At 55.0% G+C, this 13,700-nt stretch carries 13 protein-coding genes; 11 read left to right on the top strand and 2 right to left on the bottom strand.

The window, feature by feature from the left end; genetic code table 11:
- Positions 1 to 8 precede the first annotated feature (8 nt).
- From H6F58_RS11395 to H6F58_RS11425, 7 genes are all read left to right on the top strand, one after another.
- Entirely contained in the window at positions 9 to 443 is a 435-nt protein-coding gene (locus H6F58_RS11395; protein ID WP_195181792.1) for a Gp19/Gp15/Gp42 family protein, read from the top strand.
- Positions 440 to 835: a DUF6093 family protein gene (locus H6F58_RS11400; RefSeq protein WP_195181793.1), complete on the top strand. Its 396-nt coding sequence runs from the start codon at positions 440 to 442 to the stop codon at positions 833 to 835. The genes H6F58_RS11395 and H6F58_RS11400 overlap by 4 nt, the downstream gene beginning before the upstream one ends.
- Complete coding sequence (locus H6F58_RS11405; RefSeq protein WP_195181794.1) at positions 832 to 1,218, top strand: HK97 gp10 family phage protein; 387 nt, start codon at positions 832 to 834, stop codon at positions 1,216 to 1,218. The genes H6F58_RS11400 and H6F58_RS11405 overlap by 4 nt, the downstream gene beginning before the upstream one ends.
- Positions 1,211 to 1,615, top strand: coding sequence for a hypothetical protein (locus H6F58_RS11410; protein ID WP_195181795.1), 405 nt, complete (start codon positions 1,211 to 1,213; stop codon positions 1,613 to 1,615). Before H6F58_RS11405 ends, H6F58_RS11410 begins: the two co-directional genes overlap by 8 nt.
- 75 nt (positions 1,616 to 1,690) lie before the next feature.
- Positions 1,691 to 1,891: a hypothetical protein gene (locus tag H6F58_RS11415; RefSeq protein ID WP_195181796.1), complete on the top strand. Its 201-nt coding sequence runs from the start codon at positions 1,691 to 1,693 to the stop codon at positions 1,889 to 1,891.
- Positions 1,892 to 2,404 (top strand): hypothetical protein, encoded by a 513-nt coding sequence (locus H6F58_RS11420; RefSeq protein ID WP_195181797.1) that lies wholly within the window; start codon positions 1,892 to 1,894, stop codon positions 2,402 to 2,404. It abuts the gene before it with no gap.
- Positions 2,405 to 2,496: 92 nt separating this feature from the next.
- On the top strand, positions 2,497 to 3,051 hold the full coding sequence (locus tag H6F58_RS11425; protein ID WP_195181798.1) for a hypothetical protein: 555 nt from the start codon (positions 2,497 to 2,499) through the stop codon (positions 3,049 to 3,051).
- Between the two features lie 295 nt (positions 3,052 to 3,346).
- On the opposite strand, the gene H6F58_RS11430 is transcribed toward H6F58_RS11425, so the two are convergent.
- Positions 3,347 to 3,619 (bottom strand): hypothetical protein, encoded by a 273-nt coding sequence (locus H6F58_RS11430; protein ID WP_195181799.1) that lies wholly within the window; start codon positions 3,617 to 3,619, stop codon positions 3,347 to 3,349.
- Between the two features lie 46 nt (positions 3,620 to 3,665).
- Here H6F58_RS11430 and H6F58_RS11435 point away from each other — a divergent pair, with 46 nt between their 5' ends.
- Complete coding sequence (locus tag H6F58_RS11435) at positions 3,666 to 8,093, top strand: phage tail tape measure protein (RefSeq protein ID WP_195181800.1); 4,428 nt, start codon at positions 3,666 to 3,668, stop codon at positions 8,091 to 8,093.
- 13 nt (positions 8,094 to 8,106) lie between these two features.
- Here H6F58_RS11435 and H6F58_RS11440 read toward each other — a convergent pair whose 3' ends face one another.
- Positions 8,107 to 8,358 carry a hypothetical protein gene (locus H6F58_RS11440; RefSeq protein ID WP_195181801.1) on the bottom strand — a complete coding sequence of 84 codons (252 nt, stop codon included), beginning with the start codon at positions 8,356 to 8,358 and terminating at the stop codon, positions 8,107 to 8,109.
- Positions 8,359 to 8,656: 298 nt separating this feature from the next.
- Here H6F58_RS11440 and H6F58_RS11445 point away from each other — a divergent pair, with 298 nt between their 5' ends.
- The 3 genes from H6F58_RS11445 to H6F58_RS11455 are packed head-to-tail and all read left to right on the top strand — an operon-like array spanning position 8,657 to position 13,572.
- Entirely contained in the window at positions 8,657 to 9,190 is a 534-nt protein-coding gene (locus H6F58_RS11445; RefSeq protein WP_195181802.1) for a hypothetical protein, read from the top strand.
- A gap of 15 nt (positions 9,191 to 9,205) precedes the next feature.
- The gene (locus H6F58_RS11450) at positions 9,206 to 12,040 is read left to right on the top strand and encodes a hypothetical protein (RefSeq protein ID WP_206693637.1); all 2,835 of its coding nucleotides are present in this window, start codon (positions 9,206 to 9,208) and stop codon (positions 12,038 to 12,040) included.
- Positions 12,037 to 13,572: a pyocin knob domain-containing protein gene (locus tag H6F58_RS11455; protein WP_195181804.1), complete on the top strand. Its 1,536-nt coding sequence runs from the start codon at positions 12,037 to 12,039 to the stop codon at positions 13,570 to 13,572. Before H6F58_RS11450 ends, H6F58_RS11455 begins: the two co-directional genes overlap by 4 nt.
- The last annotated feature ends 128 nt before the right edge of the window (positions 13,573 to 13,700 follow it).

Here is a 13,700-nt window from a genome sequence, read left to right on the forward strand (position 1 = left end):
GGTGCGCCGTGGCGTTTGTCGTGGTGTCTGATGTTGAGGCGCGTATGGGGCGCTCCCTGACTGTCACTGAGGCTGCTCAGGTTGAGGCGTGGATTGAGGATTTGGAAGCTGTTGTTTTGCAGCGGGTCCCGGATCTTCAGTCGCGGATTGATGCTGGGGAGATTTCGGCGGCGGTTGTGAAGTCGGTGTTTTGCTCGGCGATCATTAGGGTTCTTAGGAATCCGGGCGGTTTGCGGCAACGTACCGAGTCGATTGATGACTATTCGGTGACTGAAACGATTGATTCGTCTAGTTCTGCTGGGTTGTTGTACTTGTCAGATGATGAGTGGGCGTTGATTATTCCTGGTGCTACTGGGGATGCGTTCAGTATTCGTTCGTATGGTGCGCCTGATCGTTTGTCGGGTTGGTGGGTTCATCCTGATCAGTGGGTTCCGTACCCATGATTAGTGCTGAGGCTGTGACGTTGCGTGGTCGGTTGGCTGCGGAGGCGCTGATGATCGACACCTGTCGTGTTGAGCGGGCCACTGGTGAGGTTACTGACCCGGTGACTGGTGTTGTCACTGACGGTTGGGAAACGGTGTATGAGGGTGTTTGCAAGGTGCAGGGTAGGCAGGCTCAGGCTTCGTCTCCTGTGGCTGGTGGGCATGTTTTCACGGTTGAACAGCTAATGATTCACCTGCCGGTTAGTGCTCAGTCGCGGCTTGATGATCGGGTGACGATTGTTACCGCAACGATGGATCCTGATCTGGTTGGTGCGACGTTCCGGCTTACCGAGTTGGCGCGTGGCACTTACCGTACTGCGGACCGTTGGAACGTCGAGTTGGTGACCGGATGAGTGGCGCTGACGAGCTTCGTGCTTTTGCTGCTGATTTGGGGAAGATCGCGTCTAAGGCGTTGCCTGATGTTGATTCGGTTCTGAAACGGGGCGCTCAGAATATCAAGGATGATCTGGTGTCGGAGGCTGAGCGTTCTCGAACGCTTGGCGCTAACTTGGCAAGATCGATTTCTTATGACTCGATGTATGGCATTGGTCATGCGAAGTATGAGATCGGGCCGGACAAATCCAGGCCGGGCGGGCCTTTGGGCAATATCTACTACTTCGGCACTAGCCGTGGCGGTGGCACTGGTGATCTTGATGGTCCGTTGGATCGTGAGACTCCGAATCTTGAGCGTGAGTTGGGTAAGTTGGTTGATAGGTGGGGTGGTCAGCTTGAGTAATCAGTCTGATTTCCTTGGCTTGTTGGCGACGTTGCCTAGTGGTGCTGCGGTTTATCCGGAGCGTGTCCCGAATGAGGGCGATCAGCCGCCTAAGCCGGTTCTCCGGTTCCCTTATGTTCTGGTGCGTGGGTTTACGCCTCGCGTGTCTGAGCGTTCGTTGAATCGTACTGTGCACGCTGAGGCCACTCGTTGGCGGCTCACTGTTGTGGGCTTGTCCCATGCTTCGGTGTCTATTGTTGATGCGCAGGTTCGTAAGGTGCTTGAGGGTGCCAGGATCAATCTTCAACGGGTCGAGGAAGTACCTACGGGTGTTCCTATCGATGAGGACTTGGATGTGAAGCTTGCGTCTGGTCAGTCACCGTTTTTTGTTGTCACTGAGTGGCAAGTCATGCACTAACTAAATATTTCCAATAAGGAGTCATGCGTTTTCGTATGGCTCCTTTTTCTATGCCCAAAACCTGAAGGAGTCCACATGTACACGCGTGTGAAAGACACCGTGACCGGCAACGAAATCGATGTGCTGTCCACCGACAAGCGTATCGGTGACGTGTTCAAGCCTGTCAACAAGAAGGAATACCCGGACTCGCGTTTGCCGCGTCCGTCCAAGTACCACGTCGAATCCAAGGGCGTGGCTAAGAAGCCGTCTACAGCGGCAGAAACGAAGGAGTCCTAAATGGCCTACAAGGTTCCCGCACAGCCGATTGATGGCAATTACAAGGCTGTCATCATTGCTGACCAAGCTGACCTGACCGCATTGAGTGCTGCCGTTCTGAATGGTGCGACCGCAACTGACTTGTCCTGCTACTTCACTGGTGACGGTTTGGCCATCACGGTTGATGAGCAGGTCATCACCGATGAGCGCCTGTGCTCGCGTCAGACATTCGAGCAGCCGGGTCGTGTCCAGTACGGCGTAGAAACCACGTTCATTGACAACACCAACGGCCCTTACGAGACCGAGTACAACGAAGCTGTTGAGGCTTTGGCTCCTGGCACCACTGGAGTTCTGGTGACTCGTCGCAACCTGCCGTTTGAGGATGTGTTTGCGACTGGTCAGAAGTACAACGCTTACCCGTTCCGCACTGGTGCGATGCGTGAGGTTCCCGCTGAGGCTAACTCGGTGACTCGTTCGACTTCCAAGCTGTTTATCACTGGCGATGTCGTTGTTGGTGGCACTGTAGTCGCTTAGTTCTTCCTGTCCCGCGTCATCTTGACAGGGTGTGACGCGGGGCAGGTTCTAAACCCTTGTTACCTGTCCCAATAGTTTTTTAGGAGCCTGTTTTGGCTGAGAAGAAGTTTGAAGTGAAGCGTCCTACCCGGCTTGTTTCTGTTTGTCTGAATGGAGATCTGACCGCCGAGTTCGAGACGGTCAAGGACAAGTTAACTGAGGCTCTTCGCGCCGCTAAGGCCGATCAGCGATTGAATGGTTCGCCAGTTCGGGCCCTTGAGGAGCGGCACGCTGATTTGTATGCGGCCCAGCAGGAGCAGACCATTGTTTTCAAGCTTCGTGGACTCCCCCGCCACAAGTGGGATGAGCTGAAAACTGCCCACCCTGCGCGTAACGGTCACGAAGTTGATGAGCAGTACGGCTTCAACACTTCCACCTTGTTTGAGTCGGTAATGCTGGCTGAGGGAACCATTGACGAAGTAACTCAGCTTGATGAGCCAGTGGAATTCACCGCCGAGGATTGGGCTGAAATTGCCTCTGAACTGACTGATGGACAGTGGGGTGACTTTGCTCAGGCTCTAGTTGAGCTAAATGCTGGTCGGCAGCTTGTCCCTTTTTCGTCAGCCGGATACAAGAAGATCCAGGCTTCCGCCGCGAAGTCGAAGTAGCCCGGCAGTTAGGGATCTCGCATAGGCGGTTTCTCGGCTGGGATGGCGATGGTTCAGAGTGGTCTGAGGGCGAACAAGATAAGATGTTCGCCCTCAAGCTGTATGAGGACACGATGTTATGCCCTTTGTGTGGTGGGCCGAAATCGGAATGCCTGGACCCTGATAACGAGATGCGCTTCAAGGTTGATCCTCCTACGCGTTGCCATAAGACCACGACGCAACTTCGGTATATGAATGGTGACGGGCAGTGGGATAAGCGCGAATACAGTCAGGCTTTACTTGTCCACACGCATCTTTAGCCACGTGCGATACGGTCGGCTCTCTCTTCTTCAGCGAGTATTAGCAGAGCTGAGTTTACTTGCGCCAACTTCTTTAGGTAGCCCGTGATCATGAGTAGCAGACCTAACGGGGCAAGGCCAAGAACGACGGCATTTCCGCCGCTGGCGCCAATGATCAACCCTAGCGCCAAGAAAATGATCGCCAGTACGGCTCCGATGCCGATCATTGCGTCTCCGCTTTTGATTACGCGATCGGTTGCTGTTTCTTGAACATTAATGTTTTTTCCCATGCCCCTGATCTTATCGGGGGTTTCTTCATTTAAGGAGATCCCCTTTATGGCTCGTACGGTAAAGCTAGAGATTGATGCCAAGGTCACAGGTCTCGTTAATGGTCTGAAGACGGCTCAGAAAGCTACTCAGGATTCTGCTCGTGAGTTCGATAAGTGGACGCAGGCTCATGAGGATTCGCTAAATACCGTCGGTCAGGGCATGACAGCGTTTGGTGTTGTTGCCGCCGCTGGTGTGGCCGTTGCTGTGAAGAGTTTCGCGGACTTCGACAAGGCCATGAGTTCGGTCAGGGCCGCTTCGCATGAGTCTGCGGAGAACATGGAACTTCTGCGTGAGGCGGCTATTGATGCTGGCGCTGATACCGCTTTCTCGGCCGCCGAGGCAGCCCAGGGTATCGAGGAGCTGGCTAAAGCCGGCGTTTCCACCAAGGATGTTCTTTCGGGCGGGCTGAATGGTGCCTTGGATTTGGCTGCGGCTGGTGCCCTAAATGTGAGTGACGCTGCCGAAATCTCAGCATCGGCGATGACTCAGTTCAAGTTGTCTGGTGATCAGATCCCGCATTTGGCTGACTTGCTCGCTGCTGGTGCTGGTAAGGCTCAGGGTTCTGTTCATGATCTTGGTGAAGCGTTGAATCAGGCTGGTCTTGTGGCTTCCGCTACTGGTTTGACGATTGAGGAGACCACGGGCGGTCTTGCTGCTTTCGCTTCTGCTGGGTTGACAGGTTCGGATGCTGGCACGTCGTTCAAGACGATGCTTCAGCGACTCACCCCGCAGTCAAAGGAAGCTCAGCAGAAGTTTGATGAGCTTGGTATTTCCGCTTATGACGCTCAGGGCAATTTTGTTGGTCTGACTGACTTTGCTGGCCAGTTGCAGACGAAGATGGCTGAGCTTACCCCAGAGGCCCGCAACGCGGCCATGTCGGTGATGTTCGGCTCTGACGCTGTTCGTGCATCGAATGTTCTCTACGAGCAGGGCGCTAAGGGTATCCAGTCGTGGATTGACCAAGTCAACGATGCCGGATTCGCGGCTGAGACCGCATCCATTATGCAGGACAACTTGGCAGGCGATATTGAAAAGCTGGGCGGGGCGTTCGACACTGTATTCATTCAGGCTGGTGGAACTGCAAACGAGGCTCTGCGTGGGCTTGTGCAGAGCGCAGAGAGCCTTGTGGATGCTATCGGAAATATCCCGGCACCAGTGCTTGGGATTGGTACCGTGCTAGCTGGTGTTGCCGGTGGGGCTGCCCTGCTTGGTGGTGCCGCTATCAACGTGATCCCAAAAATTAGGGATACCCATGGTGCCCTCAAGGATATGATTCCGGCTGGCACTCGGGCTGGCGATGTGCTCCGCGGTGTTGGTAAGCAGGCTGGAACTACCGCGCCTAAGCTACTCACCATTGATGCCGCCATGTCTCGTACTGATAAGAACATGCGTCGTGCTGCGACTGCTGGCAAGATGGTTGGCCGTGCTATTGGTGGTGTTGGTGCTGCACTGGCTACGGCAGGCTTCCTTGCATCGTTCCAGGACACGGCAAAGTCTGTCGATGAGTACACGCAAGCGGTCCTCCGCGCCAAGGATGCGAGTAGCGGTGAGTCTCCGTTCAATGAGGACTTCTTTAACATCGACTTCGTTGGATCTGATGCTGTTAAGAGCCTTGAGGATGCGTTCGCGCAGATCCGGGATATTCGTGTTAAGGGCGGCGGGTTTGGCGATTGGGTCAATGACGCTGTTTTCAATCTGTCTGGCTACAAGTCCTCTATCAACGCGGTTGAAGAAGCTATTGGCCAGTATGATACGGCGGCGGCTGGTCTGGCATCGAGCGGTAATACTGATGCTGCCGCGTCGGCCTTCCGTGATGCTGCGGCTGCGGCTGAAGCTCAAGGTCTTGGCATTGATGTGGTTGCCGAATCGTTCCCGCGATATCTGGATCACCTGCGGAGTTTGGCCTCAGAATCTGAGGTTGTGCTGAACGATCAGCAACTTCTTGAGTGGGCTATGACTGGCATCGCACCGGCTGCCATTGGCGCTGCTGGTGGTACGGGTGAGCTTGAAGGTGCGCTTGCTGGTGTTGGCGGCGAGGCTGAGGAAACCGCAGCTTCGCTGGATAACATCATTGCTTCGTTGTTTGAGCTAGGTGTTTTGACTCGTGATGTTCGTTCGGCTGAGGCTGATTTTGAGGCCGCGATTGACGGTGTCACGTCGTCTATTGCTGAGAACGGCAAGACGCTTGATATTACGACTGAGAAGGGTCGTAATAATCAGGCGGCGTTGGATGGTTTGGCTGCTTCTGGTCAGGCGTATACGGAGTCTTTGGCGCAGTCTGGTGCTTCTGAGAAGGAGCTTCAGGCTTCGATGCAGGGTACTTATGATTCGTTGATTAGTGCTGCGGGTCAGTTTGGTATTACTGGTGATAAGGCGAAGGCGCTTGCTGCTGAGCTTATTGGTGTGCCTGATGGTGTTGATGTTCAGACTTGGATGGATGACAGTGCTAAGGCGATGGCTGAGGCTACTGCTAATGCTATTGAGTTGATTCCTGGTTATACAAAGGTTTCGGTTGCTGTTTCTGAGGATGGCACTGTTGGTCAGGTTCAGTCGCGGATTAATTCTGTCACTGGTAAGACTGAGTACATCTTTGTTGATGATGACGGCACTGTAAAGAATGTTCAGACCGGTATCGCGAACATCAACGGCAAGGACGTTCCTGTTTATGTCGGTGACGACGGCACGGTCTACGGCACTCAGGGCGAGATCAACGGCATCAAGGGCAAAGACGTAACGATCACTGCCACGGCTGCTACCGGTGGTGCTGAAAGCGCACTGGCGAGCGTGGCTCGTAATCGTACCGCTTACATTACTGCTGCGGTCATTGGCGGTCCTGCTGGTGCTGCTTTGAACGCTCTTGCTACTCGTGGAGGTTACACGGGTGGTCTTGTTGGCCGGCTGATTCAGGGTCGCGCTAATGGTGGGCTTGTGCCGGGTCAGATTCCGTTGAACTCGCAGGGCGATAACGTGCTGGCGATGGTCAATGGTAAGCCGTTTGGTTTGCGGTCTGGCGAGATGGTCGTCAACGAGAAGGCTACACGCAAGAACCTGCCGCTTCTTCAGGCGATCAACAATGGTGCGACTATCGAGCTTCCAGGCTTTGCTTCTGGTGGTGTTGTTGGTCGTGCGCAGGACAAGGTTGACCGGTTGCAGCGTCAGTATTCGCGCATGTCAGGTTCTAAGGCTAACCGGAATCGCAAGCTGGATTTGAAGGATGATCTGGACGCTGCGAAGAAGGAGCTAGCGGCGGCCAAGGCTTCTGTGAAGGCGGCTGAGAAGTCAGCTAAGGAAGCTAAGAAGAAAGCTGATGAGGCGCGTAAGGCGGAGCGTGAGCGTCAGTCGCGTTTGTCTGAGGCGCGATTCGATTTGCGCCGTGATTTGAAGCGTGGCGAGATTACCGACAGCTTCACTTCAGGTTCGGGCATGTCGGTTGTTGACCGGTTGTTTGAGCAGTCGAGCAACAAGGACTTGTCCAAGGGTAAGCGTTCTTCGTTGCGGTCTACTGCGTATGGCATCGAGTCGCAGTTGCTCTCGTTGGAGAAGCGTTCTGAGTCGCTGAAAACCAAGCTGGAGAAAGCTACCGAGGCCCGTGACCGACTGCTAGAAGTTAGCAAGTCGGTTGCGTCCGGTTTGCGTGGTGAATACTCGCTCGGCGGGGTGCTTTCTAATCTGCTTTCAGGCGATCAGAAGGGCCCATTGTCGGCTGGGTCATTCGTGAAGTCAGCGCAGGGCAAGGCAGCACAGATTAAGCGTTTCGGCGTGATGCTTTCGAAGCTCCGTAAAAAGGGCTACAACGAAGCGATCATCCAAGAAATCGCTGATCTTGGCACCACTGAGGGCACGCAGGTCGGCAACGCTTTGCTTGGTGCTACTGGCAAGGAACGCGACCAGCTCAACAATGCGTACAAGTCCATGGATTACTGGTCTGGGAAGGCTGGCGTAGAGGTTACCCGTTCTATGGAGCGCGGTGGCATCGACGCAGCTGAGGGGCTGGTACGTGGATTGGAAGGTAAGACTGAGGATGTTGAGGACGCGTTCTACAAGCTTGGCAAGAACGCGGAGAAAGCATTCAAGAAGTCTTTGGGAATCCATTCGCCTTCGAAGGTCATGTTCGGCGCTGGCGTGAACACTGGCGAGGGTGCAGAGTTGGGTATTTTGTCGAAGGTTGGCGATGTTCAATCAGCGGCAGAACAACTCATGACCCCACCATCGCTGACCGTCCCGCCGTCGTATGAGGTGTCACGGTACGCGCAAGCACAGGCCGCACCGATTGACTATGAGCGCCTAACGAATATGGTCATCGCGGCGGCGCGAGCCACACCCGTTGAAGTCCCGATCTACTTGGACAAGACAAAGCTTGGACAGGGAATCGCGGACATCCAGAAGGCTGCGACTCGCGGAAGGCCAGCGGCGCCATTCTTCGCACAGAAGTGATGCAGCGGTGGGGTTACTCGGCTTCCAGTGACCCCACCGCCTCGCTGGCGTGTTTGATTTTGTCAACGAACTCTTGCACTTGTTCGATGGTGCGGTCATCTTCACCAAGATCAGTTTCAAACCGGACTTGCCACGAATCTTGATGCTCGATTGATGCGGACGAGACGGTAAGTAGTTCCCCATGCTCTTTGAGTTGGTCATACAGCCCCATAGCTTCCTCGCGAGTTTCAGGTATAGCAACAATTTCTACGCGGTACTTGATCATGACTCGAATTATGCCTTAGGAGGGCGACACTTTGATTTATCTCGGAACGTTGGGGCGCATGGTTGGGATCAAGTGCCCTGCTTCCCAGCAGGTCAGCTTTGAAGACCGGTACTCCACTGAAACAACGTTGGAGGGAAGGGTCAAAGCGCAAGCGCGCCCTGTTGGCCGTCGCGTCTGGCAAGGCTCGCTGTCGGAAGCAAACACACCGGCAGACCATGCGAAACTGCTTGCGTTCGTTCAGGGTGCCTGGGGTGCTGGGCCGTTCGTTTTCGTTTCCGCTGATGCACCGCTAGTCAACATGCTCACCCCAGCAGATTCCCTGTGCCAAGACCCCTTCCCAGGCGCAACGACGGTTTATCCGGGCGGTCCCGTGATGTTGGATGACGGTTCGTGGGCTTCAGCATCTTGGGCTTCAGACGGCACGGGTTCGGTGAACTTCAATTACCAGATGTCCCCGGTAACACCGGGACAGGTGATCACCGGTTCGGCGTGGGTGAAGGGTTTGGGTGCATCGGCGCGCATCTATTTCTACGACGCGAACGGGAACTTCCTGACCGTCACTGGCCCGGTATCCAGCGGGACAGCCTTGGCGTACACCCGCGCAGTGATCACCGCGACCGTACCCGCTGGGGCCGTTGGTGCCCGCGTTGGTGTCACGTCCTCGGTCGGTGCCACACGCCCAGCCTTGACATGGACGAACACTGTTCAGCCGTGGGCTGTCGGCGAAGGATGCGCAAGCGCTGTCGTGCACGCGGCATCAAAGGATCTGACCATGGCAACTCTTGGTTCCGTTTACGGGAACCTGTCTTTCGCTGTGACGGAGGTGGGGTAATTGCAGGCTGGCGTTTTGAATCAGGGCACTGTTGATGCGACCAACCTCGCCCTTGACCCGCTGTCAACCAACCCGGCGTTGTACCGTTCAACCGGTTCCCTGGGCATGGCCACCGTTGGTGGTGTGACGGCGATCAAAGCCACCGCGACCACCGCGAATGTACTTGAAATGGTCATCGACAAACGCTACTACTCAGACGTTGAAGGATTCCGCGTCGGGGACACTGTCTACTGGTCAGCAGAAGTGTACGTAACCACACCGATGACTGTGCAAGCCACGGTGAGCTTCTACGCTGGCGGCAACGAAGACACCACCGCAGCCCTAACCCCACAGGTTCCAGCAGATGGATGGGTGCGTCATTACGCGAAGTCTGTCATTACCGCTGCGCCCGCTGGATCATATTTTGACTACCGCATCCGCCCGCAACAGTCCGGTATTCCTGTTGGTCAGGGTTTCTTGTTCCGCAACATGATCATCAGCAAGAACAAGGATGTGCCATTCTTCAGCGGTGCAACGGCGAACAACCCTTTGTACAACTTAGAATGGGCCGGGACAGTCAACAACTCGGCATCATTACGCCGGGTGCCCGCAAATTCTGATGTTCTGGATTTGAAGACTCGCGTGCTTGTGAACGGAGTACAGCGGGAGATCTTGTCTTGGTCTGTTGATCGGGAAATCACGAATGACCTTCCAGCGCAGGTAGTTGGAGGTTCGGGAGTATCCCAAGCTACGGGAACTATCGAATGGGCTTCCAAAGATGTTGAATCAGGTGCACTGAACCCATGGAACCCATCTACAGGTTGGATACCTGCCGAGGGTGACCGTGTCGATATTTTTGTAGGTGACGGACTCGCAGAGTGGAAGCAGTTCACTGGACTCATCGACAAGACCAACGGATCCATCGGAGGCGGAATACAGTCGTCCTTGGTTGATGACATTGACAAGTTGTCAGCGATAGTCGATATCCCTGCTCTGATGACCGGCATGCCCCCACTGACCGAGGGCGGAGCTTGGCGGCGCGTAGGTGTTTCCTCACGCTTCCACCAGAACACGGCACTGCGAATGTCCGGGTTCTACTCCACCCCGAAACCGGAGTGGGGTTGCGTACTGGATGTACCGATGCAGTCATCCATGTGGCCACTGCGCGGGAAAGTCATCACCTGCTCTAAGCGGTCTGATACCGCACAAGCACCAGACTCTTATGGCGCTTCGTGGGGTACTGCGATTGGCGACTTTACCGCAAGGTATGAGCCTTCAGTTGCGCAACCGTTCACTTCGCCTGTCCAGTTGACCATCATGCGCACAGCAAATCATGGGCTGGGTAGCAGCGCTTTCGGATACGTGCGAGTCGAGTACGGTTCTGCGTCCAAGTCAATTGAACTGCATGTCAACGCAAGCGGCGCATTTATTCGTGTCAATAACGCTACGGTCACTTCGGTGCCCTGCTCAGGGGACACGATATGCCAATTGCTCCACAAGAACGGTGTACTCACTCTCAAGACTTCTCAAGGGCAGACTGTAAGCGTCACACAGGCTGTTGGTGCTACAGGAAACGTGACAAGCATCGTGACAGCCGGTGACGTGAATGCGAGAATTGCCGGAGTTCAGGTTTCGCACCCAACAACGACGGCTCACGAATTCGCATCCCTTGGGCACGTTCCGACTGCGATTGTCACGACTGGTGCGGCCAATACTGGTGCTCTGGTTCTTCCCGCTGTCAACGGCATCACCGCCAAGGAGCTGTTGCAGGATATTGGGGAGAAGACCTTGCGCCCCATGTGGATTAGTGAAACTGGGATCGCCACAAGTCTTTCTGCCGATAGCTTGTATGAGAGGTCGCCAGTACAGGCGATCACCACTCTTGATGACATTCGCGAATTGTCGTGGGAACGCAGCCTGCTTTCGGTGCGTTCCGAAGTTCGAACGTCATATCGTCAGCCAACGATCAACTCGCGCACCACACCTTCGGTGGAGGCATGGTCGCAAAGCGGGTCTGTTGTGCTTCAGTCGGGTGAAACTCAAGAGACCTTCATTGAGCCTGCCAGCGATGAAGACTGGATCATGCCAGATGCAGGACTAGAAATCATTGGCATTGGCGGAATCACGAATATCAACAAGGGTGCCACGAGTGTCGCCACTGGTGTCCTCACGGATGGTGTCAACGAGTCTTGGGCCACCCAAGGATCACCTGCACCGTTGACGATTACCTCTACGCAACTTGGTCCTTCCAAGTTCTTGGTAACCCATAAGGCAGGCACTTTGCCAGCAGGGTACCAAGTTGAACTGCGCACCGTTTCAGAGGACTTCTCTGGTGCCACAGCTCTCTGGCCTTATTGGTGGGGCAAGGAGATGCCTCGCTGGACAGCCTATGCCGTTGTCACATGGACAACAATCGAGCGCACGCCGACGATAGCCGGAGTTAAGGGTTCGGTTCTTGAGCATGACTGCGGTCCATGGCTGACAAGCGGAAGTGCTGACCTGTCGGCTATCGACGCGCTGTCGAGCTTCATCGCTACCCAGGTGACGAGCCCGGCTCCGACGATCACTGGGATGCGTGTTGGGTATGATCCGCGCCGCCAGTTGGGTGACGTGATCATTGTTTCGTCACGGAATTTCATGGGTGTTGAACTTCGGTGCTTGATCGTCGGCATCAGCAACAGCGCCGGGAATAGCGGGTACGAGCAGTCTTTGACAGTTCGAGTCATCAGCGCAACCACCAGTTACACCACATATCAACAGTTCGTGAACGCATGGGGCAACTCAGCGACTTACTCGAACTTCCTAGCGGCATGGGACTCCATTTCAACCTATGCCGACTTCAATAACGATCCGCTAAGGGGAACCAATTGACCTACAGCTACACATCCCCAGACAACATCCCGTACCCATTACCGGGGTCAAAGATTGCGGATACCACTTCGTCAGAAAACCTGACCAAGCTCCTGGAACAACAGGCAACATCAACGCAATCCGCTATTACCGGTCGGGATAATGCGTCAATTCGTATTCGCGGGACTGCTGACGTAGCGAATCTGGACAACTATGTCGGGCAAGCATACTTCGGGCTTTACACAATCGGATCCGGCAATGGCATGCCTCCGCTTCCAATAGGGGCGTTGAGCCGGCTCGAATTGATTGTGCACGGCACCGACCTTTACGACACTACTCATACGCTTACCGCCCGAGACTCCAATATGACTTGGCAGCGAACATGCTTGCAACCAACAGCGATTCCCAAGGTATGGAGCCCATGGAAGTCTGATACAGGCGCTAAGCCTCCTGCTGATGGCCGCGACCTGAACACCATGTTCGAGTTGATTGACTTCGGCGTCCACGAAATCACCTACAACGGCGGAGCGACCAACCTTCCCCCAGGTTTCTACGGCAAGGGGACGCTCGAAGTTGATGGAGCCACTAAGTTCACCGTCACCCATACCCTTATCGCTCGCGAACAGAACGTTGTGTGGCAACGCCAAGGTGTGAACACGTCACTTCCAGAACCAGTGTGGTCAAACTGGGCGATTGTCGGACAGCCAGCAATATCCAACACGACACAAGTAGTTATCGGCGACTCGTTGGGAAACCTTCTAGCGAGCAATGTTGGCGACAACATGCCTGGCATCGGTGTAAGTGGTCGTGGTTGGAATGGCGAGACGAGTGATGGCATCAACATGCGCATCGGTGCTAAGCGCACGGTGTGGAAAGTTACCGGTGGTTCGATCCCTGCCAGCGGTGGTGTTGCTGTCACTACTGACATGAACTTGGATCTGACCGCTTCCGCGTCGTTCTACACCGGGCACCTGAACGGGATCGCGGGAAGGATCGATTGGAACCCCACAGACGGGTCATTCGTATTCACGCGGGACACTGCTGGGTCGGTTGTTCCGTCCAGCGGTAAGGTGCTTTTCGAGCCACGTTGGACTGCCCAGGTGCAGTTCATGACGCTAATTAACACCATGGGGCGAAATGACCTGTCACTGGACGCTGTGGGGGCCGATGCTGACACCGTGACGCACATCCAAGCCAACTACCAAGAGCTAGCAGCTTGGGCTAAGGCGGATCGGAAGCGTATCTGTTTCCTTGGAACACTGAACCGCACCAATGAGCCTATTGGGCATGAGAACCATACTCGTGTTCTACAGCTTGAGGCGTGGTTGAAGTCTAACCAGCCGGGCTCTTATCTTCCGTGGCGTCGGTACATCATCGATCAGGTGATCTATGATCTGGGCATTACTCCCACTGCCCGGGACTTGGAGAACATGGCGAATGATTGCCCGCCGCCATCGGTGATGGCTGACATTACGCACCCGACGGCTGCGGCAGCGGATATGACCTGGGAGAAGCTGATCGGTCCATGGGAGCTGGCAAAGGGCTGGATCTAACGCGCTCAAGTTTTCTGCGATGTTCTCCGATTCGTTTTCAGGAGGATCCCGGTGGAACAATTCCCTATACGCACTACACTGACGCAGCAGCAACAGCAATTGTGAACAACCTGATTGCCCCTTGGCTG

Origin of the sequence: Glutamicibacter sp. FBE19 (assembly GCF_015524875.1) — a bacterium.
GTDB classification, from domain to species: Bacteria; Actinomycetota; Actinomycetes; order Actinomycetales; family Micrococcaceae; genus Glutamicibacter; species Glutamicibacter halophytocola.

Bases quoted from the DNA above. Each gene is read 5' to 3' on its own strand.
- H6F58_RS11430 (WP_195181799.1), bottom strand. From the start codon at position 3,619: ATGGGAAAAAACATTAATGTTCAAGAAACAGCAACCGATCGCGTAATC.
- H6F58_RS11400 (WP_195181793.1), top strand. From the start codon at position 440: ATGATTAGTGCTGAGGCTGTGACGTTGCGTGGTCGGTTGGCTGCGGAG.
- H6F58_RS11435 (WP_195181800.1), top strand. From the start codon at position 3,666: ATGGCTCGTACGGTAAAGCTAGAGATTGATGCCAAGGTCACAGGTCTC.
- H6F58_RS11445 (WP_195181802.1), top strand. From the start codon at position 8,657: ATGCTCACCCCAGCAGATTCCCTGTGCCAAGACCCCTTCCCAGGCGCA.
- H6F58_RS11415 (WP_195181796.1), top strand. From the start codon at position 1,691: ATGTACACGCGTGTGAAAGACACCGTGACCGGCAACGAAATCGATGTG.
- H6F58_RS11420 (WP_195181797.1), top strand. From the start codon at position 1,892: ATGGCCTACAAGGTTCCCGCACAGCCGATTGATGGCAATTACAAGGCT.
- H6F58_RS11405 (WP_195181794.1), top strand. From the start codon at position 832: ATGAGTGGCGCTGACGAGCTTCGTGCTTTTGCTGCTGATTTGGGGAAG.
- H6F58_RS11440 (WP_195181801.1), bottom strand. From the start codon at position 8,358: ATGATCAAGTACCGCGTAGAAATTGTTGCTATACCTGAAACTCGCGAG.